Consider the following 24,538-nt stretch of genomic DNA (forward strand, 5'->3'; position numbering starts at 1 on the left):
CCTCCGCGCCTCGACTTTGGAGGCCGCAAAGGAATTCCCCTCAAGTTGCTTCGCCTGGCGCCGCTCACATGAATTGGGTTGGCCTGATTCCGGGGTATGCACTTGATTCCCACCGAAATAGCGACACGCTTGCAACTGCTGCTCAACGAAGAGTTGGGGGCGGTAGACCGTGTTCGTCCTCTGCCGGCCGATCTGCCCCAACTGGACAGGGGCGCGCGCTTCATGGCGCGCATTCAGGAGGCGCTGCCCGATGGCACTTACAAGGCGATGGTGGCAGATCATCAGGTCACGCTGGCCTTGCCCGAGAGCGCCAAATCCGGTGATGTGCTGGAGTTGATTGTCACCGGGCGCACCCAGAACATGGTCACAGCCCGCATCGCGACGCTGCTGCCTGAAGCGACGCAGCCTTCAGCGCAACCCAGCATCAGCCAGACCGGCCAGTTGATCAGCCAGCTGCTCACAGGCCGCCACACGCCAGCGCAGACCATGGCGCTCAACGCCAGCGCGCCCCTTGTGGCCGAACCACCTCAGACAGCGGCCAACCTGGTTCCTGCCCTGAAGACAGCTGTCGCCCAGAGCGGATTGTTCTACGAAGCTCATCAGGCTCAATGGGTCGCTGGCAAATTGCCACTGGAAGCCCTGATGCAGGAGCCGCAGGCGCGCACCCCACCCCTGCCCCCGCCGGCAGCTGAACAGGCCTCGTCGCAGACTCCTTCACCGGCTCAACAACCGTCACCCCCTGAGGCCACGCTGATCAATCAACGACAAACCGTGCTACAGCCACAGACACTGAACGCCGCGGGAGTCGAGGCCAATCCGGCGGCACCCAACGTACAACGTCCCGCTGTCGACGCTGACGGACCAGCTCTGTCGCAATCACCGCAGCGCGTTGCCGAGCCGCTGATGCCCGTCGTGCATCAGCAACTCGATACGCTGGCGACCAATCAGGCGGTTTGGCAAGGCATGGCATGGCCCGGCCAGCCCATACAGTGGGAAATTTCGGAATCCAGTGTCGATGACCGCGAGCAGCGACGCGCCGACGATGAAGAAGGCACGGTATGGCAAAGCACGTTGCGGATGCAGATGCCACTGCTGGGCAACCTTGAAGCTCGCCTGGTCATCACATCGGCGGGTGTCGCCATTCGCCTGGATGCCGACAGTGACGAGATCGCCGCACGACTGCAATCCGGATCAGAGCACTTGAGCGTGGCACTCGCCGCTGCCGGCGTCACCATGACCGGATTCGCCGCCGTCCATGAACACTCTCAGGGAACGACTGACCGCTCAGGAGCCCCTCATGGCTGAAGCGTCGGCGCGCATGACGGCGATTGCCCTTGCCTATCAGGCGGGTGAAGCCGCGCCGCAAGTCGTGGCCAAGGGTAAAGGCGTCGTGGCGCAGGAAATCATCTCTCGGGCACGCGACGCCGGCGTCTACGTGCACGAGTCCCCCGAACTGGTCAGCCTGCTCATGCAGGTCGATCTGGACCAGCGCATTCCGCCTGCGCTTTACATCGCCGTGGCCGAGCTGCTCGCCTGGCTATACGCGATGGAACAGGGGAATCCCCTGCCAGAACCGCCCGGTCCGCCCAAAGTGACTACGTTATAGTCACCTCACAAACTGCCTTTTGTCCGTTCTCATGGCCGACACTCCCCGCCCTTCCGCGCGTTTCGAACTTCTGCAGGCTGACGATTTTGCTCAGTACCTGCTGCGCGAACGACGCGAAATCGCTTTCGTCCTGAAACAGCTCGCGGCCCGACGCTGCATGATCACCGCCTATCTCGGCGATTCGCAGCGCTTCATCATGACTTCCGTACTTGCAGTCAGCGATGACGAGCGTCGTATCTACCTGGACGTCGGCAACGATGAAGCGCTCAACCACCAGGCCGCGCAGGCTGGCGGCTTGTTGTGTGTTACCCAGCTCGACAAGGTCAAGGTGCAGTTTTCCGTAACAGGCCAGAAGCTTGATCGCTACGAGCGCTTCCCGGCATTTCTCGCACCGACACCGGAAGTCCTGCTGCGTTTGCAGCGCCGTGAGTACTACCGCATGACGGCACCCGTCGCGCACTCGCTGGTTTGCCGCATTCCTGCGCCAGGCGCAGCCAGTCGTGTTGAGGCACGCGTTGTGGACATTTCCGGTGGCGGGGTTGCAGTCATTGTTCCGCCCGCAGACATGAATCTCACAGCCGATCAGAAATACGCCGATTGCCGGCTGGACCTGCCGGATTTCGGCCCGATTACCGCAACGCTGCGTGTGCGCAACATCTTCCGCATCGTCAATCGCAACGGGGGCGACATGCTGCGCGCCGGTTGCCAGTTCGAGGAACTGCCGCCCCCGATGGCGAACGCCATTCAGCGCTACATCCTGCGCATGGAACGGGACCGAAAGGTCCGGGATGAGTGAGTCCCGATAACACCGTTCGGCGGCAGTTTTCACAAAGGCTTGTTCACCTCGGCAAAACGCGGTAAAAAGCCTTTTATTTCACGTAGTTCTGACGCATTCCTCTAGCGGTTTCTAGTATCCTTGCTAGAATTCGCGCAATTTCCTTTGTCAATATTGATGAATTCAGCCATGGCGCTTCGCCTGCCATTTGCCGCAAGTTCCATCCAGCAGAAGCTGATCGTCAGCCTTTGCTGGCTTGCCGCCTTGGCATTCACCGCCTGGGTTGCGGCGGCATGGTTCTGGCGCCTGCAGGCAAGTCCCACTCAATCGTCCATCGCCGTTGCAGCCGCTGATCCACAGGTTGCAGCGCAGGACGTAGCTTCGCGTCAGCTGTTCGGTCAGCCCCCCGCGCAAGCCACCGCAGTGACTGCGCCACCGCCCAGCATCGTGGTGATCGGCGTGCAGACGCGCTGGGGCAAGCTGCCCGGCTACGCCATCATTCGCGATGGCGGCTCACCGTCGCAGTCCTGGGTCGAAGGTGAAAACCTCGCCTCCGGCGTCAAGCTCGCGCGCGTCCGTGCCGATGGCATTGAGGTGGAGCGCAACGGCAACACCGAATTCATTGCATTGAATGTCGCCACCGCAAGCGGTGCCGGCAATGGCTCGGCCGTATCACCGACGACGCAAGCCGCCGGCGCACCTGTGCAGAGTTTTGCGCCGCCTCCCCCTCCGCCGCCGCCCGAGAAGGACAAGGGCGACTGATGCATTACATGATTCGTTCCCTCTACGCATTTCTCCCGCGCAGCACGGTCTGCGCTTTTGTCGCAATGATGCTGTCAATGCCGGTCGTGGCCCAGACGCCACCACCGGCCGCCAGCAATGCACCAGCCAACGCGGCCAATACCGACAACGGCGACTCCGTCTCCCTCAACTTCAACGCAGCTGAAATCGATACGGTCATCCGCGCCATAGGCAAGATCACCGGGCGCAACTTCCTTATCGATCCGCGCGTCAAGGGCACGATCAACATCGTCACCAGCCGCCCGGTCAATAAGGCGATGGTCTCCCCCATCCTGCTGTCTGCCCTGCGACTGCAAGGCTTCACCGCGGTGGAAGAAGGCCGCCTGACCAAGATCGTGCCCGAAGCCGATGCCAAGTTGCACGCCGTACCGACTGGTCAGCACGATGCACCTGCCACCAGCGGCGACCGCATCGTCACCGAGATCTTCCAGATCAAACACGAGTCCGCCACGCAGCTCGTCCAGGTTGTGCGCCCGCTTGTAACACCCAACAACACCGTCAGCGTCTACCCGGCCAACAACTCGCTCGTCGTCACCGACTACGCTGATAACGTGACGCGCATCCGCCGCATCATCGAATCCATCGACGTGCCCGCCAACGACTCGCAGGTGATTCCGGTGCAGAACGCTTCAGCCGTCGACCTCGCAACGATGGTTACCAAGCTGATCAACGAAAGCGGTACAACCGAACCCAGCCAGAAAGTCGCCATCGTTGCTGATGCGCGCACCAATTCGCTGCTCATCCGCTCCAGCAGCCCATCGCGTCTCCAGGCAGTCCGCAGTCTTATCGCCCAGCTCGACCAGACAGGTTCCCTGGGTAACCTGCGCGTCGTATATCTGAAGAATGGTGACGCAGTGAAAATCGCGCAGACCCTGCGCGCGATTTCGGCAACCGACGCCAATACTCAGAATCAACAGAACCAGCAACAGCAGCAACAGGCTGCGGCGAGGACCTCGACAGGCGGCCAAGGCAACAGCGGCCCCAGCACTTTCTCGGCCAATATCAATGGCGCATTGATCTACGCCGACACCTCGACCAACTCCATCGTCATCAATGCCCCGGACGCTTTGTACAACAGCCTGCGCGGCATCATCGATCAACTGGATCGCCGCCCCGCACAGATCTATGTCGAAGCGCTGATCGCTGAAGTCAGCGCCGAACGCACCAGTGAATTCGGCATCCAATGGAACAGCGCAACGCCCAACAGCGGCAAGACGACGGTTTTCGGAGGTACGAACTTCCAGTCAGGCGGCAAGAACATCCTGGCTCTGTCGGTGGACCCCACGACAGCTGCTACCGGGATGAACCTTGCCATCGGCGGCGGCGCTGCCGGCAGCATTCTCAACATGGCAATGCTGGCTCGTCTTCTGGAACAGGACGCAAACACAAACATCCTCTCCACGCCCAGTCTCGTTACGGTGGACAACGAGGAAGCCAAAATCGTCGTCGGTCGCAATGTTCCCTTTGTCACGGGCTCATTCACCAACAGCGCATCGGGCGCAAGCAACCCTTTCCAGACCTTCGAACGCAAGGACGTTGGCCTCACGTTGAAGATCAAACCGCAGATTACCGAAGGCGGTTCAGTGCGGCTTGTCATCAATCAGGAAGCCTCAAGCGTGCTTTCGACCAGTGCAACATCCGGCCCGGTAACCAGCAAGCGCTCGCTCGATTCGACGGTCATCGTTGATGACGGTGCCTTCCTGGCTCTCGGTGGCCTCATCGAAGACAGCAGCACGGGCACTATCGAGAAGGTCCCCCTTCTTGGCGACATTCCGTTCCTTGGACGCCTGTTCCGTTACGACACGCGTAATCGCTCCAAAACCAACCTGGTCATCTTCCTGCGCCCGGTCATTCTGCGCACCGCGGAAGATGCCGCCAACGTCACGGGCAGTCGCTACGACTATGTCATTGGCCGTCAGCAATTGATGGAAAAAACCGACAAGCCTGGCTTGCTGCAAAGCCAGCCGAGTGAACCTGGTCTGCCGCCCCTGCTGAAGCTGGATCCGCGCTTGCCGGTAATCCAGTCCCCTGCTGCGACGACTCCTGCAGTGAAGTGATGGACAGCCTGCCTTACGCCTTCGCCCGCACACACGGCGTCTTGCTGCTGGCGGCTGAAGAGGACAGCGCATCCATCCTTGCGCGGGAAGACGTCGCCCCTGCCGCGCTGGTCGAACTGCGCCGCATGCTGGGCTTGCCCCTCAAGCTGGAACGCGTCGCGAAGAACGTCTTCGAGGCGCGCCTTGCCGAGAGCTACCAGCAAGGCACCCAGGACGCAGCGGCCGTGGTGGATGATCTCGGTCAGGATGTCGATGTCTCGCGCCTGATGGAAGAAATCCCCGTCGTCGAAGATCTGCTCGAAACGCAGGAAGACGCACCTATCATCCGCATGATCAATGCCCTGCTGCAGCAGGCGATCCGCGAGCGTGCGTCAGATATCCACATCGAGCCCTTTGAACGTTACTGCGTAGTGCGTTATCGCCGTGACGGCACCTTGCTCGAAATCGCACGTCCGCACCGTGCCCTGCATGCCGCATTGGTGTCGCGCATCAAGGTGATGGCCGAGCTCGACATCGCTGAAAAACGCCTGCCCCAAGACGGCCGTATCGGCCTGCGCATTGCCGGCCGCGCCATCGACGTGCGGGTCTCAACACTACCGACCCAGCACGGCGAACGCATCGTGCTGCGTTTGCTCGACAAGACATCGAACAACTTCGGCCTCGACAGCACCGGCATGGAGGTCGAGACGCTGACAGCCTTCCGTCGACTGCTCGCGCAGCCTCACGGCATCGTGCTGGTGACCGGCCCTACCGGTTCGGGCAAATCGACGACCTTGTACGGTGCCTTGCGTGAGATCTCCAGCTCCACGCGCAACATCGTGACGGTGGAAGATCCGATCGAATACGACTTGCCCGGTGTTGGCCAGATCCAGGTCAACACGCGCATCGAGCTCTCGTTTGCGCGAGCCCTGCGCGCCATCCTTCGTCAGGACCCGGACGTCATCATGATCGGTGAAATCCGTGACCTTGAAACCGCACAGATAGCCGTACAGGCCAGCCTGACCGGTCACCTCGTGCTGGCTACGCTGCACACCAACGACGCCACTTCGGCCATAACTCGCCTGATCGACATGGGTATCGAGCCCTTCCTGCTCGCATCAAGCCTGCGTGGCGTTGTCGCTCAGCGTCTCGTGCGCAAGCTCTGCCCTGAGTGCCGCACACCACGTGCGTCGACACCGGTCGATTACGAGTTTCTCAATGTCGGGCCCGGCAAGACACTCTTCGCATCCAAGGGTTGCCCCTCGTGCAGCAATACCGGATACGCAGGCCGCACCGGCATTTACGAACTGCTGGAGGTCAATCCGGTCATTGGCGCGATGATTCACGACAACCAGCCCGAGAACGAAATCCGCGATACGGCGCTGAACTACGGGTTGAAGCTGTTGCGCAACGACGGCTGCCGTCTGCTGGAGTCCGGCATAACGTCGCCGGAAGAACTGCTGCGCGTTACGCGCGAATAGGTCCGTCATGGCGACTTTCAGCTATCAGGCTGTCGATGCCGACGGCGCTGCCACGCAGGGCACCCTGGAAGCAGACAACCCGCGCCACGCCCGCCTGATCCTGCGTGAACGCGGGCTCTTTCCGACCCAGATCGATGCACATGCCGACAAACAGGACGCGGCGCGCAAGCTCTCCATCGGCACTGCGGAGCTATGCCTGCTGACGCGTCAGTTCTCGGCCCTGCTCGCCTCGGGGCTCACCATCGAACAATCGCTGCTGGCCGTGTCGGAGCAAGCCGAGAAAGCCAATGCACGCGCACTGATCGGCGCCGTCCGCGCCGAGGTCATCGCCGGCTTTTCGCTGCGCGCGGCACTGGATCGTTTCGACCGTGCATTCCCGCCGATCTACCGGGCGCTCATCAATGCCGGTGAAAAATCCGGGCAGCTGCCGCGCGTCACCGACATGTTGGCGACCTACCTCGAACAGCAAGACAGTCTGCGGCGCAAGATGATGCAGGCGATGATCTATCCGGCTATCGTCAGCATCGTTGCCGTCATGGTCATTGTCGGTCTCATGACCTACGTCGTTCCGCGTGTTGCCGAGGTATTCGTGCAATCGCACCAGACCCTGCCCTTGCTGACCCGCATGCTCATTGCGACCAGCGAATTCCTGCGGAGTTGGGGCCCCTGGCTGGCCTTGCTGATTGCGGCAGGCATCGCGGCTTTCGTCTACGCCTTGCGGGATGACGCGCTTCGACTACGCTGGCACCGCTGGCTGTTGAGCCTCCCGCTCATAGGGCGTCACCTGCGCACCCTGGACACAGCGCGCTTTGCCAGTACCCTCGCCATCCTCGTGAGCGCCGGTGTGCCGCTGCTGGCTGCGCTGGATGCGGGTCGCCAGGTCATGAACTACCTGCCGCTCAAGGATGCGGTCGCTGGCGCGGCTGACCGGGTTCGCGAAGGAGCAACGCTGTCTTCGGCCATGCGTCAATCACGCAGCTTCCCGCCCCTGCTGATCCACATGCTGATCAGTGGCGAAGCAACGGGCGACCTTTCCAGCATGCTGACGCGCTGCGCTGCGTTGCAACAAACCGAAGTCGAGAACCGCAGCCTGACACTCACCACCCTGCTTGAACCGTTGCTCCTGCTCTTCATGGGCGGCAGCGTGCTGCTGATAGTATTGGCTGTCATGCAACCCATCATCGCGCTCAACACGCTCGTGAAGTGAGCGCACCGCTTTTGCCGGAGACCCCATGAATCACAGCGCCCGCCTGCCACGTCAAAGTGGTTTCACCCTGATTGAAATCATGATCGTCATCGTGATCATGGGCATCCTCGCAGCCCTGATCGTTCCCAAGATCATGGACAAGCCTGACGAGGCCCGCATTACGGCAGCCAAGGCGGACATCTCCAGCATCGCCACTGCGCTCAAGCTCTACAAGCTTGACAATCGTGCCTATCCCACCAGTGAGCAAGGGCTGGACGCTCTCGTCAAGGTGCCCACCATCGCGCCGCTGCCGCCCGCCTGGAAAAAAGGGGGCTATCTCGACAAGCTGCCCAAGGACCCCTGGGGCAATGCCTACCAATACCTGAGCCCCGGCGTGCACGGTGATGTCGACGTCTGGAGCATGGGCGCCGACGGCCAGTCGGGAGGCGAAGGTAGTGACGCTGACATTGGCTCCTGGATGTAAGCATCGTCTCCTGCCCTCACCCGGAGTGCCATCGCGGCACCGCAGGGCAAACGGTTTCACCCTCATTGAACTGATGGTGGTGATGGTCATCGTCGGCATCGCCGCGAGCCTTGCCGCCGTCAACCTGGGGGTTCTCGACCGACAGAGCGCCAACGATGAACTGCAACGTCTGCAGTACGTGTTGCAGTTCGCCAGTGAACGCGCCGCGGTGCGCGGCACGCCGATCCAGGTCGAATTCCTGCCCGGCAGTTATCGCTTCAGCAAACTGGATACCGGGGGCAAATGGCAGTTGCTGTTCCAGCCACGCGAGCTGGCCGAACGTGAGTGGATTGACGGCCTGCGTGTCATGGCTCTGACTGTGGATGAACGCACGCTGCCGCAGTCCGCCTTGCGCATCGTGTTTGCTTCCGAAGCTACGCCCTTCACCCTGCAACTCTCAACCAACGAGGGCACGCGTTTGTTGATCGGCAATTCCGCCGGGGAAGTCAGCCAGTCCGCCCCGGGAGTCACACCGTGATGCCCCGGCGTGACCATGGCTTCACCTTGCTCGAGGTGCTGATTGCACTGGCTGTACTGGCCATCGCGCTGACTGCCGTGTCGCGTGGTATCGGTCTTGTCGCCATCCAGGCGACCGAGTTGGGTGAACGGCATGCCGCGCAGTGGCTGGCGCAGAACCGCATGGCGCTGTTGCGCATCGTGGATGTCTTTCCCGATCCCTCCGTCACCAATGAGGGCGATGCCGAACAGGCGGGGTACAAGCTGCATTACCGGGAGACCATCAAAGCGACTGACAACCCCCTGTTCCGCCGTGTTGAAATCAAGGTGAGTCGCGAGGATGGGACGCAACTCGCCAAGCTCACCGGATTTGCTGCGCGGGCGGCGCCATGAAGCAACACCAACGCGCCTTCACGCTGATCGAAGTACTCGTGGCGCTGGTCATTCTGGCGGTGTTGGGCCTGATGTCGTGGCGTGCCCTGTCAGCAGCGCTGGACAGCCGTGATCACATCCTTGGCGTCGAACAGCGCTGGCAACGGATTGCCCGTGCGCTCAGCACCGTCGAAACGCACTTGCTGCAGATCAGCACCCGGAACAACCCCGCGCCCAATGCCGTGCCGGACTTTCAGCTCATACTCGCCAGTACGGGCGAGCAACGCCTCGTGTTCCTGCGCATGGATTCGGAACAAGGCGCTCGCGTGTCGGGTTTCGAATTCAAGGACAACGCTCTTCAGTTGCTACGCTGGCCCGCTCGCATTTACAGCGTGAAGACTACGGACATGACATCGGAGCCCTTGCTCGATGGCGTATCGAGCCTGCGATGGGCAGTCTACGACGACAAGGGAACCGCAGATGACATCAGCGACGACGAGTGGGTGGAAAAATGGAATCAGCCTACGCCACCACGAGGCGTAAGGCTGCGCATCGACGTCAACGGTGTAGGTACCGTGGAGAAGCTCTATGCGATCCGCTAGACAACGAGGCGCAGCGCTCCTCATGGCCATCCTCACCGTTGCACTGGTCGCAGCGGTAGCCAGTGCTGTCATCGCCGAACATGGCTCAGCTGTTGAACAGCTATCGGGTCGATCCGACCAGGCACAAGCGCGCTGGCTTGCTCGCGGCGCCGTGGATTGGGCGCGCAATGTGCTGGAGTTCGACCTCAAGCGCGCACGAACGTCCGGCTCTGACCACTTCGGAGAAGAATGGGCCATTCGCGTGCCTGCCACGCCTGTCGATGAGGGCGATGTGAGTGGAGAAATCGAAGATCAGAGCGGCCGCTTCAACATCAATAGCCTGACCGACAACGGTGTTGCCGATACCGCAACGCAAGCCATTTTCCAGCGTCTGCTGGAGACACTTCGCTGGCAACCACGTGATGCCCAGATGCTTGTCGATGCGATAACGGACTGGATCGACACAGACAGCAACCCAGCGAGCAATGGTGCCGAACGCGACTGGTATACCAATGCGAAACAGAAAGTGATGCCGCCCAACGCACCCATCATCAGCATCAAGGAGCTGCTGGCCGTCCGCGGCATGACAAACGAATTGCTGGAACAGTTGCGTCCGCACATCACGGCACTCCCGCCTTCTGCCCGTACCATCAACGTCAACACCGCCAGCGCAGAGGTGCTGGCGGCTTACGTTGAGAAGTTGCCGCTTGCAACAGCCCAACAGATCGCCAACAGTCGCAAGACTCTGGTGTTTGGTGGCGTAGACGAGTTCACGAAGCTGCTTCCCACCACCAGCAGCTACAATGCCAGCCTGCTCAGCGTACGCAGTTACTACTTTCTGGCTACAGGGCGCGCGCGCTGGGGTGATGCCACCACGCACATGCAAGTCTTGCTGTTCCGCAATGGCAAACGTCCCGACATCCTCCGCGAAACCCTACTTTGAGCTTCCCTGAGCTGATATGACGATCCTGCGCGTTCTCCTCTCCGACTCCTGGCCAGATCAGGCCGATGCGGCCTGGGTCGTCCTCGACAAAGGGCAGGTCACTGCTTCGGGCAACTCCGGCCCCGGCAACTGGCCGAAGACAGATCGCACCGAGGCCATGCTTGCCGGCAGCCAGGTAGGCTGGGCCGTTGCCGATGTGCCACAGGCCAAGCCCCGCGAGCAGCTGCGCGCACTGCCCTTCGCCCTTGAAGACCAGCTGATGCGCGAACCCGACAGCCAGCACTTCACCCCGCTGAGCCGTGAGGGTACGCGCTGGCCGGTATTGATCATTTCGCGCGAGCGCATGCGCCGCCTCATCGCTCAATTCACGGCCCTGGGTCGTCCGCTGGACGCAATCTGGTCTGCCCTGGCATGCCTGCCGGTGACGGAAGACAGCTGGACGCTGGCGGCAGATGGCACACACTGGCTGCTGCGTTGCGCGACCCTCAACGCCTATGTTGATGACGCGCCGCGCGCAGCGGGCGAGCTTCCCGCCGTGATCGAGACGCTCTTTGCGCAGGCGCAATCCAGCGGCACGATGCCAGCGCGACTGACGAGTCTTGGCCTGCCACATAATGCCCTGGCGCCACTGGCCCGCTTTGGCACGGGGTTCGCGCCGGAAGCTACCTGGGACTGGTACCTCGTACCCCCAGAGCAGCCCAATCTCCTTCACGGTGAATTCCTGCCAGAGCACGCACGCGGCAAGTTCCTGCGTTCGCTGCGCCCTGCTATCTACCTCATTATCGGTGTGCTGCTGCTTGATCTCCTGATCGGCGTCGGTAGCGCCATGCTGCGCCAACGCGACCTGAACGATGTGCGCAAGCGCCTCAACCAGATCGCGCAGACCCAACTGCCCGGGCGCGCCCTGCAAGATCCGGTCGTGCAGCTGCATCGCGAATTACAAACGCAGCGCCAGCGACATGGTTACCTTGCTGAAGATGACGCACTGGCACTGCTGTCGGAACTCGCGGTTGCCTTGGGCAGTGACGCAACCGGCGCCATCCAGGCGGTGCACTACGAATCGGGGGCGCTGGTGGTCACGCTGGGCAAGCCACTCGACATGAGTGCGCTGCAAGCTCGCCTCGACACACGCGGCATCGCAGCCAGCGTAAGGGGCGGTACGACGATCTCGCTGCAAAGGAAGCCAGCATGAACGCACTGCGCGAACGTTTTGATTCCATGAGCCAGCGCGAACGCCGCATCCTGGTTGTTGGCGGCGTCGCGATCATCGCTACCCTGCTATGGCTGCTGCACGACTGGCAAACCAGCACACACAAGAAGCTGGACAAGGCTTTGCCACGCATCGAAGCCCAACTTGCCACCATGCAGGCAGAGGCGGCGGAAATATCGCGCCTGCGCAGCCTGCCTCCGCTGACGGTCAGCGACCTCAAGCAAACAGCCGATGCAATGCAAGCGAGTGCCCAGACGCGCGGGCTGTCGCTGACAGCGCGCAGCGACGGCAACCAGATCCTGGTCATGGGCAAGCCGGTGAACTTCGACATCTGGGTTTCCTGGCTGGGTGAGACCTTGCGTACCAGTGGTCTGCGCCTCAGCTATCTCGATGCCAATCAGTCGCCGAGTGGCCTTGCACTTGAAGCGCGCTTTGCGCCGCTGAACTGACAGCGACCCAGCTACGCCATGTTGAAGAGCGCCGCTTTCTTCGTGTCGTGCTTCCTGCTTTTCCTGCTCATCCGGGCACCAGCCAGCGTCTGGAACTCCGTATTGCAGGCGCAGAGTAACCAGCGTCTTACCCTCCTCGATACGGAAGGCAGCATCTGGCGAGGCACGGCGCGTCTGGCCGTGCGCGATCCAGAGAGTGGCTTGCGCATTCCCCTCACGCCCGTGTCCTGGAGTTGGCGTCCGGTCGAATTGATTCGTGCGCGCATCGACTGGGCCTTCTCGGTCGCCGGCCTGCCCCCCTTCTCGCTGGCCGCTGCGCCGGGTGGGCTGAACGTCACCAATCTCGCGATTCAGTTGCCGGTGCGTGAAGTGCTCGACCAGATCCCCAATACCGTCGCGCGATCAGGCTGGCGTGGCGATTTCGCGCTCAACATGGACCGCCTGCATTGCAGTTGGGGAATGCGCTGCGAAGGCCGCACCGAGCTTTTCTGGCGTGGCGCCGCCAGCGATCTTTTTCCCAATCGCAACTTCGGCAACTATCATCTGGTTGTTGAGGCGAGGGCTGACATCACCGAATTGAAGCTCGAAACACTCAACGGCGATGTCAGGCTCAGTGCCGATGGCAGCATCAAACCCGGTGGCGTGTTGCAGCTGCAAGGCACGGTTGAGGGAGAGCCGGCGTTTGTCGGTCGCTTGCCTGACGTTGCCGGTCGCTGGGTGCAACCGACGGTCACACCGGGCAAGCTGCTCTTTAGCTTTGGTAGCGCGGCAACGCAATAGGAATCTAGACTCAGGAAGCCAACCCCCACTGGAGAGCGCCATGCCCCGGTTCATCCGCTTCATTGCTTTTGCGGTCCTTTGCTTCGGCTTTCAGGTTTCAGCTTTTTCAGCGCCAAACGACGTACCCAAGAGCAAGGATCACCCACTGCTCTCTCGCTACCCCGACTCTCACATCGTCGAGTACGAAAAGAACTTCAACAGTTTCGAGTTCGCGATCGGGGGCAGCAAGCGCCAAGCGGTAGAGGGAGATGCCACGCGCATCGTCTACTTCCACAACAACGGCGACAAGCAACCCAGTGCCCTTCAGCTGATCCGCAACTACCAGAACGCCATCAGGAGTATCGGTGGCGAGGTTATCTATGAGCGCTTGCCACGCGACGCAGACGGCGGCGAGACGACGCTCAAGGTCACGACCGGCGGCAAGGAAGTCTGGGTGCGCATCGAACCCGGCATTTTCAGCGCACCGACGCAAAGTTATCTGGTGCAGGTGGTCGAAGTCGCAGCGATGCAGCAGGTCGTGACGGCCAACAAGATGCTTGATGAGCTCAACAAGAACGGCTTCATCGCGCTCTACATCAACTTCGATACCGGCAAGGCTGATCTCAAGGCGGATGGTCAGGCCACGGTTGCAGAGATCGTTCGGCTACTGAAAACCAATGCGGCACTCAAGCTGGCGATAGAGGGGCACACCGACAACATTGGCAACGCAGCGGCAAACAAACAGCTCTCGGAGAATCGAGCGCGCAGCGTGATGCAGGCCATAGTCGCCGGCGGCATCGCTGGCAACAGATTGACCGCCGCCGGGTTCGGTCAGGAACGTCCTGTTGCGGATAACCGCAGCGAAGAAGGTCGTGCCAAGAACCGGCGTGTGGAACTGGTGAAGAAGTAGATCGACGCCATGAATGAAAAACGCCCGGTTTCAAACCGGGCGTTTTTCATTCTGCTTCTTCTATCCAGGCAGCCTGGATGGCTTCAAGGATGCGTTCGCCACAGCGTTTGGGGTCATCGTCGAAATCGGGCAGCGCCATGACCCACTTCATGAGGTCCACAAAGTTCACACGCGTCGGGTCCACGTCCGGATGTGCTTCGGCAAGCTCGATGGCAATATCCTGGGTGTCGGTCCACTTCATCAGTGTTTCCCTCCCTCACTCGCGTGATTGATGGTGTAGCGCGGAATCTCCACGACAAGAGGCGTGTCCGCCACGATGGCCTGGCAGGACAATCGTGAATTCGGCTCCAGGCCCCAGGCCTTGTCGAGCATGTCTTCTTCGAGGTCATCTGCCGCTTCGAGCGAGCGGAAGCCTTCACGCACGATAACGTGGCAAGTCGTGCAGGCGCAGGACTTCTCGCACGCGTGCTCTATATCGATTCCATTGTCGAGCAGCGCGTCGCAGATCGACTCACCGGCCTCCACTTCCAGCACTGCGCCGTCCGGGCACAGCTCACCGTGGGGTAACACTACAACCTGGGTCATGGCTTCCTCATACCTTGAGATTGTCGACGCGACTGCCGGTCAGAGCCGAACGGATCGCCTTGTCCATACGGCGCGCAGCGAAGTCCGCCGTCGCGGCGGACAGTCCCTCGATTGCTGCCTTGATGGCGAGATGGTCGTTGCCTGCACGTGCTTCGGCAAGGGCAACCATCGCGCCATCTATCTTCTTCGCTTCGGCGAGTGACAACAGCTCGGCGTCTTCCGCCATCGCCTGTCGCGTCGCATCCAACAGGCGATCGGCGTCGACCTGTTGCTCGCGCAGGGCGCGGGCCTTCATATCGTCCGAAGCATGTTCGAAACCCGCCTTGAGCATGCCTGCGACTTCGTCGTCAGACAGACCGTAACTGGGTTTCACCACGACTTGCGATTCGATGCCAGTCGTCTGTTCGCGTGCTGTCACCGACAACAAACCGTCGGCATCGACCTGGAAAGTCACACGGATGCGCGCCGCCCCAGCCACCATGGGTGGAATGCCACGCAGCTCGAAGCGCGCCAGCGAACGGCAATCACTCACCAGCTCGCGCTCGCCCTGCACCACGTGAATCGCCATGGCGGTCTGACCGTCCTTGAAGGTCGTGAATTCCTGTGCCTTGGCAACCGGAATGGTGGCGTTGCGGGGGATGATCTTCTCGACCAGACCGCCCATGGTTTCCAGGCCCAGCGAGAGCGGAATCACGTCAAGCAACAACCAGTCTTCACCCGGACGGCGATTACCAGCCAGCACATTGGCCTGGATGGCCGCACCGACGGCAACAACCTTGTCCGGATCAATGTCGGTAAAAGGCTCACGACCGAAGTATTGCTTCACAGCGGCACGCAGATGCGGCATGCGCGTTGCGCCACCGACCAGCACGACAGCCTGGATGTCGGCCACGCTCAGGCCGGCATCACGCAAGGCGCCTTTCACGGGGCCAAGACAGCGATCAACGAGCGGACGTGTGAGGGCATGGAAATGCTCGACCGTCACTTCGACAGAACGTGTCGCGCCGCCCACCAGGGGCACCGTTGCCTGAACCCTGGCTTCGGCGGTCAGTGCCTCCTTGACCCGGCGCGCCTCCGCGAGCAACGCGCGATTGCTGCCGCAATCGAGGTCAGCGCCGCCCGCCTGCTTTTGCAACCACTCAGCCAGCGCTTCATCGAAGTCATCACCGCCCAATGCCGAATCGCCATTGGTCGCCATGACCTCGAACACGCCACGAGAGAGCTTGAGAACGGAGAAGTCGAAGGTGCCACCGCCCAGATCGAAAACGGCATAGATGCCTTCGGCCGCCTCATCGAGGCCATAGGCAATCGCCGCAGCAGTGGGTTCGTTGAGCAGACGCAGGACGTTGAGACCGGCAAGCCTGGCCGCATCCTTGGTGGCCTGCCGCTGCGCGTCGTCAAAATACGCCGGCACGGTAATCACAGCCCCGACAAGATCGCCACCAAGCGTTTCTTCCGCACGCTGGCGAAGTACTTTGAGAATCTCGGACGACACCTCCACCGGGCTACGCGCGCCAGCGACGGTGTTGATACGTACCATGCCGTTGCCATCGACCAGATCGTAACGGGCACGCATGGCAGAGTCAGCGTCCGCCAGACTGCGGCCCATGAGGCGCTTGACCGAGGCGACAGTATTGCGGGGATCGCGCACCTGCACGGCCATGGCTTCCTGGCCTACGACGGTGTTGCCGTCACGTTGATAGCGCACGACAGAAGGCAGCAACGTGCGGCCTTCAGCGTCCGGCAAACACTCCGGTACCGAATGGCGCACAGTGGCCACCAGCGAGTTCGTCGTGCCGAGGTCGATGCCGACCGCGAGGCGATGCTGGTGCGGGGCGGGCGATTCGCCCGGTTCTGAGAGTTGCAGTAAAGCCATTACACAGTTCACCTTAGGGTGCGCACAGCGCACCACTCAATGTGTCGTTCAGCCATCAATCTGCGCCAGCGCTTCATCAATCTCGCTGCGCAGCTTTTCCATGAACATCAGGCGTCGCACGAGCTCGGCCGCCCCCTTGAGGTCGGCAGTCTCGTCGAGCGCTTTCGCGAGATCTTCGAGCATCACACCTTCGTCGCGCCGCAGGTCCTGCGCCAGGCGTTCCAGCGGTTCGGCTTTGCCTTCTGCTTCCTCCACGGCTTCGCGCCAGGCCATCTGCTGCATCAGGAAAGCCGGTGACATCGCGGTGTTGCGTTCGGCATCGATCTCAAGGCCCCGGCGTTTGAGCAGGTAACGCGCACGTTCAATGGGGTTCTTCAGCGCACGATATGCCTCGTTGGCATGCGTTGCCCATTGCATGGCGACGCGACGCTCGGCTTCCGAGCGATGCGCGAAACGGTCAGGATGAACCTGCGCCTGCACATTGCGGTAAGCCGCTTCAAGCGCGGGACGCTCAAGGGCGAATTGTTCAGGGAGATTGAAGAGGGAGAAATAATCCTGCATCGGTCTGCTGTCGTCGTGATGTGTCGTGGGCATTGCGCAGCGACCCAAGCAAAAGCCCGGCCACTGCGCGCCGGATACCGGCTACGCCTTGCTCAGACGTTGAACGACTCGCCGCAGCCGCACTCGTTCTTGACGTTCGGATTGTTGAATTTGAAGCCTTCGTTCAAGCCCTCGCGCACGAAATCCAGCTCGGTGCCGTCGATATAGGGCAGGCTCTTCGGATCCACGAAAACCTTGAGCCCCTGGCTGTCGAAGACCAGATCATCGGGCTCTGCTGCGTCCGCATATTCAAGCTTGTAAGCCATGCCGGAGCAGCCCGTGGTCCTGACGCCAAGGCGCACGCCCACACCCTTGCCACGCTTGGCCAGGTATTTTTCGACATGCTTTGCTGCGGCGGCGCTCAATGTGACGGCCATGGTGATGCTCCTTCTGTTACTGGTGCTTCTTCTTGTAATCCTCGACAGCCGCCTTGATCGCATCTTCGGCCAGAATCGAGCAGTGAATCTTGACCGGCGGCAGCGCCAGTTCTTCGGCAATCTGCGTGTTCTTGATGTTGACGGCTTCGTCGAGCGTCTTGCCCTTGACCCACTCGGTCACCAGCGAGCTCGAAGCAATCGCCGAGCCGCAGCCGTAGGTCTTGAATTTCGCGTCTTCGATGATACCGGTCGCGGCGTTCACCTTGATCTGCAGCTTCATCACGTCGCCGCAAGCCGGTGCGCCCACCATGCCGGTGCCCACTTCGTTATCACCCTTTTCGAAAGAGCCCACGTTGCGCGGGTTTTCGTAGTGATCCAGAACCTTGTCGCTATATGCCATTTCAAACTCCTTTGTGTGAGGTGTGAGGAGAAAGGAGTGAGGAGTTGATCTATGCGGGCGGTGAAACTGCCCGGATGGTCTTACTCTTCACTCTTGACCCATCGCTCCTCTCTGCTTCAAATCAATGTGCCGCCCACTGAACGGTATTCAAGTCCACGCCGTCCTTGTACATCTCCCACAGGGGCGAGAGTTCGCGCAGCTTGCCAATCTTCTTGTGCAATAGATCGATGGTGAAGTCGACCTCTTCCTCAGTTGTGAAACGGCCGATGGTGAAGCGGATCGAGCTATGCGCCAGTTCGTCCTCGCGACCCAGTGCGCGCAGCACGTACGAGGGTTCCAGCGAAGCCGACGTGCAAGCGGAACCCGATGAGACGGCCACTTCCTTGATTGCCATGATCAGCGATTCGCCTTCAACGTACGCAAAACTCAGGTTGAGGTTGTGCGGCACGCGTTGCGTCATGTCACCGTTGAGGAAGGTCGCTTCGATGTCGGACAGTCCTTTGTAGAGACGGTCACGCAATGCACGGATGCGGGCATTCTCGGTCGCCATGTCTTCCTTGGCGATACGGAAGGCCTCACCCATGCCGACGATCTGGTGCGTCGCCAGCGTGCCCGAACGCATGCCGCGTTCGTGACCACCGCCGTGCATCTGCGCCTCGATGCGCACACGCGGCTTGCGACGCACGTACAGCGCGCCGATACCCTTGGGACCATAGGTCTTGTGCGCCGAGAACGACATCAGATCAACCTTCAGTTTTTCGAGATCGATGTCCACCTTGCCGGTCGCCTGTGCCGCGTCGACATGGAAGATGATGCCCTTCTCGCGGCAGATTTCGCCGATCTCGGCGATCGGCTGGATCACGCCGATCTCGTTATTCACGAACATGATGGAGACAACAATGGTGTCGGCACGCAGTGCCGCCTTGAAGGCTTCGAGGTCGATGAGGCCGTTCTCCTGCACATCCATGTAGGTCACTTCGAAGCCCTGACGCTCCAGCTCACGCATGGTGTCCAGCACGGCCTTGTGCTCGGTCTTCAGCGTAATGAGATGCTTACCCTTGCCGGCGTAGAAGTTCGCCGCGCCCTTGATGGCGAGGTTGTTGGATTCGGTGGCACCCGAGGTCCAGACGATTTCGCGCGCATCAGCATTCACCAGCGCCGCGACATGCTCGCGCGCCTTCTCGACCGCCTCTTCCGACTCCCAGCCATAGGCATGGGAACGGCTGGCCGGGTTGCCGAAATGTTCGGTCAGCCAGGGAATCATCTGCTCGGCGACACGTGGGTCGACCGGCGTCGTGGCGGAATAGTCGAGATAGAGAGGAAACTTCATCAATGGCTCCAGAACCAGCTCAGTCATCAAGCACTGACCGCTGAGAGGTTCCGCAATGCGGTTACCGTCTCGCGCAGCACTTCTACAAATCGTTTTACATCACTCAAGGCCGTTGCCGGCCCAACGCTGACGCGCACGGCACCACGTGCCAGCCCGTCCTCCACACCCATTGCCACCAAGGTCCGCGACGGCTCGGGATTGGCGCTTGAACATGCCGCGCCACTGGCCACCGCAAAACCTGCACGATCCAGCTTGCCAACCAGGGTCTCGCCGTCGATTCCTGCAAAAGCGAAGTAACTGGTGTTGGGCAAGCGTGTTGCATCCGCACCGAACAGGCGCGCGCCCAAGGCACTCAACCCAGCCTCCAGCACTTCACGCACGTCACGCATGTGCTGCACACGGCTCGCCAGATCAGCCGTGACCAGCTCACAGGCCAGACCAAACCCCACGATGGCTGCAACGTTCTCGGTGCCTGAGCGCAAACCACGCTCATGACCGCCCCCTGCAATCAGGGGCTGCAACTCGACGCGTTTGTCGAGCACCAGCGCTCCCGCACCAATCGGGCCACCGATCTTGTGCGACGACAAGGTCAGCGCATTCACACCCAGACCACGGAACGACACGGGCGTCTTGCCCAGCGCCTGAACCGCATCAGCATGCAGGAGACCACCGGCCGCCTTGACGTGCAGCGCCAGTGCGGCGACGTCATTGACCACACCGGTTTCGTTGTTGGCCAGCATCTGCGACACCAGCGCCGGACGTTTCTCGGCAATCAGCGCCGCCGCTGCTGCGACATCACTTGTACCTTCAGCAGTAACGGGGAGTTCCTGCACCTGCCAACCCAGACGCTGCAGTTGGTGGGCGGGCTCGCGCACGCAAGGATGCTCGGTCGCACCAATGGCAATCAGGCCGGGCTGCCGCATGGCGGCCGCGCCCTTGATGAACAGGTTGTTCGCTTCGGAACCGCCGCTCGTAAAGACCACTTCAGTCTCGTGTGCGCCAACAGCCGCCGCCACTTGCTGGCGGGCGCGGCTGATCGCATCGCGCGCCTGGCGTCCGTACTCGTGCCGGCTGGATGCATTGCCGAAGCGCACGCCGAGAAACGGCAGCATGGCTTCGCGCACGCGCTCGTCGAGCGGCGTGCTGGCGTTCCAGTCGAGATATACGGGGGCGAACACGATGCAGATCCTCAGGCCTGTGCAGTCACCGAAGGCTTGTCGCAGGACTCACGCGCCTCGCGGAAGACCATTACTTCCTTGCTTTCACAACTCTTGATGCGCTGCCTGTGCTGTTCGACCAGCCCGGCCAGCGTGACCGACGCCAGATACTCGAACATGCGCTTGTTGAGATTCGTCCACAGGTCGTGTGTCATGCAGCGGCCTTCGTCGTGGCAGTTTTCCTTGCCACCGCACTGCGTCGCGTCCAGCGGCTCATCGACAGCGATAATCACGTCGGCCACCGAAATGCTCTCCGTCGCTCGCGCCAGCATGTAGCCACCACCGGGACCACGCACGCTGCTGACCAGCTCATGACGACGCAGCTTGCCGAACAACTGCTCGAGGTAAGACAGCGAAATGCCCTGCCGCTCGCTGATGCCGGCCAGCGTGACGGGACCGTCGCTCTGGCGCAAAGCGAGGTCAATCATTGCCGTGACGGCAAAACGGCCCTTGGTTGTCAGTCTCATGGATTGGCTCCGGGGGTTCCGATGGCTATCGGAAATACCTGATCATTTTTGTCAAGTATGCAATACCCGAGCAATTCAGTCAAGGATTCGTCGGTGCTATCTCGTTGATTACCGTGATCAATCGACCATCTTCGACAGCGAATCATGGTCGAAGACTTGCTGACACCCAGGGTCATCATCCTCACCGCACAGCCCTGCCGCCTTGAGGCGGGCAACCAGCGCATCGATACGCTTGTCTTGCTCTGCAGCATGATCAAGCATGGCATGCAGCGCACGCGACAACGGATCGTCCATGTCGCGGGTGACGCCATAAGCCGAGAAGCCCTGCACGTCGGCGCTATGGTCACGCTCTTCGCCCTTGGGTTCGATGATGCGAGCCGGGATGCCCACCGCTGTTGCGCCCGCTGGTACAGGTTTGGTTACCACGGCGTTGGAACCAATCTTGGCCCCCTTCCCCACCGTGAAACCGCCCAGCACCTTGGCGCCAGCGCCCACCACCACGCCGCTCTCCAGCGTCGGGTGGCGCTTGACACCGCGATACAGCGATGTGCCGCCCAGCGTTACGCCCTGATAGATCGTGCAGTCGTCGCCCACCTCGGCGGTCTCGCCGATGACGACGCCTGTACCGTGGTCGATGAAGACGCGGCGGCCGATCTTTGCGCCGGGGTGAATTTCGATGCCGGTCCACCAGCGACCGAACACCGACACGAAGCGCGCCAGCCAGACGAAACCACGCCGCCACAGACCGTGCGAGAAGCGATGCACGAACAGCGCGTGAATGCCGGGATAACAGGTGAGCACCTCCAGCTTGCTGCGGGCCGCGGGATCGCGTTGCAGAACGCTATGGATGTCTTCACGCAGGTGGCTGAACATGGGTCCTCGGTGTCAGTCGTTGTCTCTGTCGGGGTCGCGCCGCGCCATTGTACTGGCGGGGCTGCCCGGCGCAGGCTTCTCGAACAGGCTGAGCATGCCGCGCAGGATGTTGACCTCGTCTTTTTCAAGCGCAATGCGGCCGAACATGCGGCGCAAGCGCGGCATCAGGCGCTTCGGGTTTTCGGGGTTATAGAAACCCGTCGCCGTCGTGGCGCGTTCGATGTGGGCCATCAGCGACTCGACCTCGTCTACCGTCGCCAGTGGTTCGCTCCAGGTCGGCGCCTCGCCCGCATCAGCCAGCGCCATGCGCATCTCGTAGGTCATCAACTGCACGGCCGCGCCCAGATTCAGCGAGCTGTATTCCGGATTGGCCGGAATCATGACGGGCAACTGGCAAAGACGCACATCTTCGTTGGAAAGACCGAAAGTCTCGTTGCCGAACACCAGCGCCACGTCGCTGCCCTGCCTTGCCTGAGCCGCCAGAGTTTGTGCGGCATCGCGCGACCACTGGGCGGGCAAGGCCAGTTCGCGCCGGCGCGCCGTCAGCGCTCCGGCCACCGTCACGCCCTGCAAGGCTTCGGCCAGTGAATCCACCACCCGCGCCGCTTCCAGCACATCGGTGGCACCCGAGGCGCGCGACGTCGCCTCGGCATCGGGAAAGCGCTTGGGCTGCACCAGCCACAGCGCGTTCAGCCCCATGGTCTTCAGGGCCCGTGCGGCCGCGCCGATATTGCCGGGATGGCTGGGCTGCACGAGAACGACACGAACGCGGCTCAAAGCCGACTGATCCGACATATAATTCCGGGTTTCCAAAGACGCCTGTCCCGCGACGGGGTAGCGTCATCGCTCATTCAAAAGCCATGCATCCGATACTGAACATTGCCGTCAAGGCAGCGCGTCGCGCCGCCACGGTCATCAACCGCGCATCTCTGGATCTCGATCTGATCGAGGTGAGAACCAAACAGCCCAGTGACTTTGTCACCGAGGTCGACCAGGCCGCTGAACGGGCCATCATCGAAGTGATTCGCGAAGCGTATCCGGAGCACGGCATTCTAGCAGAGGAGTCCGGCCGCTCTGACGGCGCGGGCGACAGCGCCCAGAGCGAGTTCCAGTGGATCATCGACCCGCTCGATGGCACCACCAACTTCATCCACGGCTTCCCGCAATACGCGGTCTCGATCGGCATCACTCAGAAGGGCGTACTGCAACACGGCGTGATTTACGACCCGGTTCGCAACGAGCTTTTCACCGCCAGCCGCGGCAAGGGCGCCTTCCTCAACGACCGCCGCATCCGTGTTTCCAAGCGCACCAAGTTGCAGGATTCGCTGATCGGCACCGGTTTCCCGTTCCGGAACTTTGACCACATTGATAGTTACACGGCCATCTTCCGTGAGCTGGTGCAGAAGACGGCTGGCCTGCGTCGCCCAGGCGCCGCTGCGCTGGATCTCGCTTATGTCGCCTGCGGGCGTACTGACGGCTTCTTCGAATTCGGCCTTGCGCCGTGGGACATGGCGGCTGGTGCACTGATGGTGTCTGAAGCCGGTGGCCTGATCAGCGACTTCAGCGGGGAATCCGCTTACCTCGAAACCGGCAATCTCGTTGCCGGCTCGCCGCGCATCTTCGCCCCGCTGCTGCAGATCGTGCAAAGCCACACTGCCAGCACACTGAAGGCCTGATCGACCTGACGGCACAAAAAACGGGGAGCTCAGGCTCCCCGTTTTGCATTGATGACAGCCACGGCACCAAGGATCAGCGCCGCTGCAATCGCCTCTGGCCAGCCCGGCGACTCATGCAGCACAACGGCGCCAGCCAGCACACCCACCAGCGGCGTAATCAGGGACGACAGCGAAGACACGCTGACCGGCACCAGTAGCACCAGCTTGTTCCAGGCCCAGTAGCCGAACATGAAACCCACCACCACGTTGTAGGCCAGGCCCCATAAGGCGCTGGCGGAGGGCAGCGCAGCAGGCATGCCGTCAACAAAGTAAGCCGCAATCAGCATCGGCACACCACCCAGCAACATCATCCAGCCCGTCAGCGCCACGGTGTTGAGCGGAATCTGCCAGCGCTTGAGCAACACCGTGCCCGCAGCCCAGGACGCGGCCGCCGTCACCATCAGGAACACACCCAGCGGCGCCTGCGACAGATGCAGTACCTGTTCCCTCATCAAGGCCACGACACCACCTGCGCCCAGCACCAGTGCCAGCGCCCGGCGCTTGGTCATCGCTTCACCCAGCCACCAGATCGACAGCGGCACGCACCACAGCGGCATCGTGTAACCCAGCAAGGCTGCCCGCCCCGAGGGTAAATGGGCTACGCCATAGGTTGCGAAGATGTTCCAGCCGATGATGTTGAAGAAGCTCAGCCACAGGATTTGCCCAAGCCGCTCTCGCGGCAAAGTCAGCGCAAGTCCGGCCTGACGCGCAATGGTCAGCACACCCAGCCCGCCAATCAGCAGACACAGGCCGCGAAAGGTCAGCGGCGGCACTTCCGCCACCACGATCTTCATGACTGGCCAGTTGAGGCCCCAGCCAATGGCCAGACCGAGAAGAAGCAGAAGACCTTCGCCGTTGAGACGGCGGGCGGTGGACGACATGGGGATTGCCTTGCAGAGGTGATGCGGAAGAGTCGGCAGTTTAACGCCGCACTACAGACAGGATTCGGCTGGCGGGCGCCTAACCGCTAGAATATGCGGCTTCACAGAATTCCCATACCGGGCCCTGCC

Annotated in this window: 29 protein-coding genes; 17 read left to right on the plus strand and 12 right to left on the minus strand. The window is 61.5% G+C overall.

What is annotated here, in order from left to right; translation table 11 throughout:
• Nucleotides 1–102: 102 nt before the first annotated feature.
• The 16 genes from fliK (at nt 103) to ABEA02_RS03450 (ending at nt 14,088) form a co-directional block, all read left to right on the plus strand.
• Nucleotides 103–1,305 carry a flagellar hook-length control protein FliK gene (fliK, locus tag ABEA02_RS03375; RefSeq protein ID WP_345531418.1) on the plus strand — a complete coding sequence of 401 codons (1,203 nt, stop codon included), beginning with the start codon at nt 103–105 and terminating at the stop codon, nt 1,303–1,305.
• Nucleotides 1,298–1,606, plus strand: a complete 309-nt coding sequence (locus ABEA02_RS03380) for an EscU/YscU/HrcU family type III secretion system export apparatus switch protein (RefSeq protein WP_345531419.1) — start codon at nt 1,298–1,300, stop codon at nt 1,604–1,606. Before fliK ends, ABEA02_RS03380 begins: the two co-directional genes overlap by 8 nt.
• Before the next feature lie 31 nt (nt 1,607–1,637).
• On the plus strand, nt 1,638–2,402 hold the full coding sequence (locus ABEA02_RS03385; RefSeq protein WP_345531420.1) for a flagellar brake protein: 765 nt from the start codon (nt 1,638–1,640) through the stop codon (nt 2,400–2,402).
• A 168-nt stretch (nt 2,403–2,570) separates the two neighbouring features.
• On the plus strand, nt 2,571–3,143 hold the full coding sequence (locus ABEA02_RS03390) for a type II secretion system protein N (protein ID WP_345531421.1): 573 nt from the start codon (nt 2,571–2,573) through the stop codon (nt 3,141–3,143).
• A gap of 8 nt (nt 3,144–3,151) precedes the next feature.
• Complete coding sequence (gene gspD, locus ABEA02_RS03395) at nt 3,152–5,239, plus strand: type II secretion system secretin GspD (protein ID WP_345531422.1); 2,088 nt, start codon at nt 3,152–3,154, stop codon at nt 5,237–5,239.
• Nucleotides 5,239–6,699, plus strand: a complete 1,461-nt coding sequence (gene gspE / locus ABEA02_RS03400; protein ID WP_345531423.1) for a type II secretion system ATPase GspE — start codon at nt 5,239–5,241, stop codon at nt 6,697–6,699. The genes gspD and gspE overlap by 1 nt, the downstream gene beginning before the upstream one ends.
• 7 nt (nt 6,700–6,706) lie before the next feature.
• Entirely contained in the window at nt 6,707–7,906 is a 1,200-nt protein-coding gene (gene gspF, locus ABEA02_RS03405; protein ID WP_345531424.1) for a type II secretion system inner membrane protein GspF, read from the plus strand.
• Nucleotides 7,907–7,931: 25 nt separating this feature from the next.
• Nucleotides 7,932–8,369, plus strand: a complete 438-nt coding sequence (gene gspG / locus ABEA02_RS03410; RefSeq protein WP_345531425.1) for a type II secretion system major pseudopilin GspG — start codon at nt 7,932–7,934, stop codon at nt 8,367–8,369.
• Nucleotides 8,290–8,886 (plus strand): GspH/FimT family pseudopilin, encoded by a 597-nt coding sequence (locus tag ABEA02_RS03415; RefSeq protein ID WP_345531426.1) that lies wholly within the window; start codon nt 8,290–8,292, stop codon nt 8,884–8,886. Before gspG ends, ABEA02_RS03415 begins: the two co-directional genes overlap by 80 nt.
• A complete protein-coding gene (gene gspI, locus ABEA02_RS03420) occupies nt 8,886–9,257 on the plus strand; it encodes a type II secretion system minor pseudopilin GspI (protein ID WP_345531588.1) in 372 nt (123 codons plus the stop codon). Before ABEA02_RS03415 ends, gspI begins: the two co-directional genes overlap by 1 nt.
• Nucleotides 9,254–9,838 carry a type II secretion system protein GspJ gene (locus ABEA02_RS03425; RefSeq protein ID WP_345531427.1) on the plus strand — a complete coding sequence of 195 codons (585 nt, stop codon included), beginning with the start codon at nt 9,254–9,256 and terminating at the stop codon, nt 9,836–9,838. The genes gspI and ABEA02_RS03425 overlap by 4 nt, the downstream gene beginning before the upstream one ends.
• On the plus strand, nt 9,825–10,760 hold the full coding sequence (gene gspK / locus ABEA02_RS03430; protein WP_345531428.1) for a type II secretion system minor pseudopilin GspK: 936 nt from the start codon (nt 9,825–9,827) through the stop codon (nt 10,758–10,760). Before ABEA02_RS03425 ends, gspK begins: the two co-directional genes overlap by 14 nt.
• A gap of 16 nt (nt 10,761–10,776) precedes the next feature.
• Nucleotides 10,777–11,952 (plus strand): type II secretion system protein GspL, encoded by a 1,176-nt coding sequence (gene gspL / locus ABEA02_RS03435; protein ID WP_345531429.1) that lies wholly within the window; start codon nt 10,777–10,779, stop codon nt 11,950–11,952.
• Nucleotides 11,949–12,419 carry a type II secretion system protein GspM gene (gene gspM, locus ABEA02_RS03440; protein ID WP_345531430.1) on the plus strand — a complete coding sequence of 157 codons (471 nt, stop codon included), beginning with the start codon at nt 11,949–11,951 and terminating at the stop codon, nt 12,417–12,419. The genes gspL and gspM overlap by 4 nt, the downstream gene beginning before the upstream one ends.
• Before the next feature lie 18 nt (nt 12,420–12,437).
• The gene (gene gspN, locus ABEA02_RS03445) at nt 12,438–13,199 is read left to right on the plus strand and encodes a type II secretion system protein N (protein ID WP_345531431.1); all 762 of its coding nucleotides are present in this window, start codon (nt 12,438–12,440) and stop codon (nt 13,197–13,199) included.
• Nucleotides 13,200–13,239: 40 nt separating this feature from the next.
• Complete coding sequence (locus tag ABEA02_RS03450; protein ID WP_345531432.1) at nt 13,240–14,088, plus strand: OmpA family protein; 849 nt, start codon at nt 13,240–13,242, stop codon at nt 14,086–14,088.
• A gap of 46 nt (nt 14,089–14,134) precedes the next feature.
• Here ABEA02_RS03450 and iscX read toward each other — a convergent pair whose 3' ends face one another.
• The 11 genes from iscX to ABEA02_RS03505 all read right to left on the minus strand — a co-directional run bounded on the left by iscX (nt 14,135) and on the right by ABEA02_RS03505 (nt 22,608).
• Nucleotides 14,135–14,329: a Fe-S cluster assembly protein IscX gene (iscX, locus tag ABEA02_RS03455; protein WP_345531433.1), complete on the minus strand. Its 195-nt coding sequence runs from the start codon at nt 14,327–14,329 to the stop codon at nt 14,135–14,137.
• The gene (fdx, locus tag ABEA02_RS03460) at nt 14,329–14,673 is read right to left on the minus strand and encodes an ISC system 2Fe-2S type ferredoxin (RefSeq protein ID WP_345531434.1); all 345 of its coding nucleotides are present in this window, start codon (nt 14,671–14,673) and stop codon (nt 14,329–14,331) included. Before fdx ends, iscX begins: the two co-directional genes overlap by 1 nt.
• A gap of 7 nt (nt 14,674–14,680) precedes the next feature.
• On the minus strand, nt 14,681–16,549 hold the full coding sequence (gene hscA / locus ABEA02_RS03465; RefSeq protein ID WP_345531435.1) for a Fe-S protein assembly chaperone HscA: 1,869 nt from the start codon (nt 16,547–16,549) through the stop codon (nt 14,681–14,683).
• Nucleotides 16,550–16,597: 48 nt separating this feature from the next.
• On the minus strand, nt 16,598–17,110 hold the full coding sequence (gene hscB / locus ABEA02_RS03470; RefSeq protein ID WP_345531436.1) for a Fe-S protein assembly co-chaperone HscB: 513 nt from the start codon (nt 17,108–17,110) through the stop codon (nt 16,598–16,600).
• Between the two features lie 92 nt (nt 17,111–17,202).
• Entirely contained in the window at nt 17,203–17,526 is a 324-nt protein-coding gene (gene iscA, locus ABEA02_RS03475; protein WP_345531437.1) for an iron-sulfur cluster assembly protein IscA, read from the minus strand.
• Between the two features lie 16 nt (nt 17,527–17,542).
• Complete coding sequence (iscU, locus tag ABEA02_RS03480; protein WP_345531438.1) at nt 17,543–17,926, minus strand: Fe-S cluster assembly scaffold IscU; 384 nt, start codon at nt 17,924–17,926, stop codon at nt 17,543–17,545.
• Between the two features lie 121 nt (nt 17,927–18,047).
• Nucleotides 18,048–19,259: an IscS subfamily cysteine desulfurase gene (locus ABEA02_RS03485; RefSeq protein WP_425584659.1), complete on the minus strand. Its 1,212-nt coding sequence runs from the start codon at nt 19,257–19,259 to the stop codon at nt 18,048–18,050.
• A gap of 23 nt (nt 19,260–19,282) precedes the next feature.
• Nucleotides 19,283–20,434, minus strand: a complete 1,152-nt coding sequence (locus tag ABEA02_RS03490; protein ID WP_425584654.1) for a cysteine desulfurase family protein — start codon at nt 20,432–20,434, stop codon at nt 19,283–19,285.
• Between the two features lie 11 nt (nt 20,435–20,445).
• Entirely contained in the window at nt 20,446–20,940 is a 495-nt protein-coding gene (gene iscR / locus ABEA02_RS03495) for a Fe-S cluster assembly transcriptional regulator IscR (RefSeq protein WP_345531440.1), read from the minus strand.
• A 117-nt stretch (nt 20,941–21,057) separates the two neighbouring features.
• Nucleotides 21,058–21,813 carry a serine O-acetyltransferase gene (cysE, locus tag ABEA02_RS03500; RefSeq protein WP_345531441.1) on the minus strand — a complete coding sequence of 252 codons (756 nt, stop codon included), beginning with the start codon at nt 21,811–21,813 and terminating at the stop codon, nt 21,058–21,060.
• Nucleotides 21,814–21,825: 12 nt separating this feature from the next.
• Entirely contained in the window at nt 21,826–22,608 is a 783-nt protein-coding gene (locus ABEA02_RS03505) for an RNA methyltransferase (protein ID WP_345531442.1), read from the minus strand.
• Between the two features lie 65 nt (nt 22,609–22,673).
• Here ABEA02_RS03505 and ABEA02_RS03510 point away from each other — a divergent pair, with 65 nt between their 5' ends.
• A complete protein-coding gene (locus ABEA02_RS03510; RefSeq protein ID WP_345531443.1) occupies nt 22,674–23,489 on the plus strand; it encodes an inositol monophosphatase family protein in 816 nt (271 codons plus the stop codon).
• A gap of 29 nt (nt 23,490–23,518) precedes the next feature.
• Here ABEA02_RS03510 and ABEA02_RS03515 read toward each other — a convergent pair whose 3' ends face one another.
• A complete protein-coding gene (locus tag ABEA02_RS03515; protein WP_345531444.1) occupies nt 23,519–24,409 on the minus strand; it encodes a DMT family transporter in 891 nt (296 codons plus the stop codon).
• Nucleotides 24,410–24,538: the final 129 nt, after the last annotated feature.

Origin of the sequence: Viridibacterium curvum, assembly GCF_039544165.1 — a bacterium.
Classification (GTDB): domain Bacteria; phylum Pseudomonadota; class Gammaproteobacteria; order Burkholderiales; family Rhodocyclaceae; genus Viridibacterium; species Viridibacterium curvum.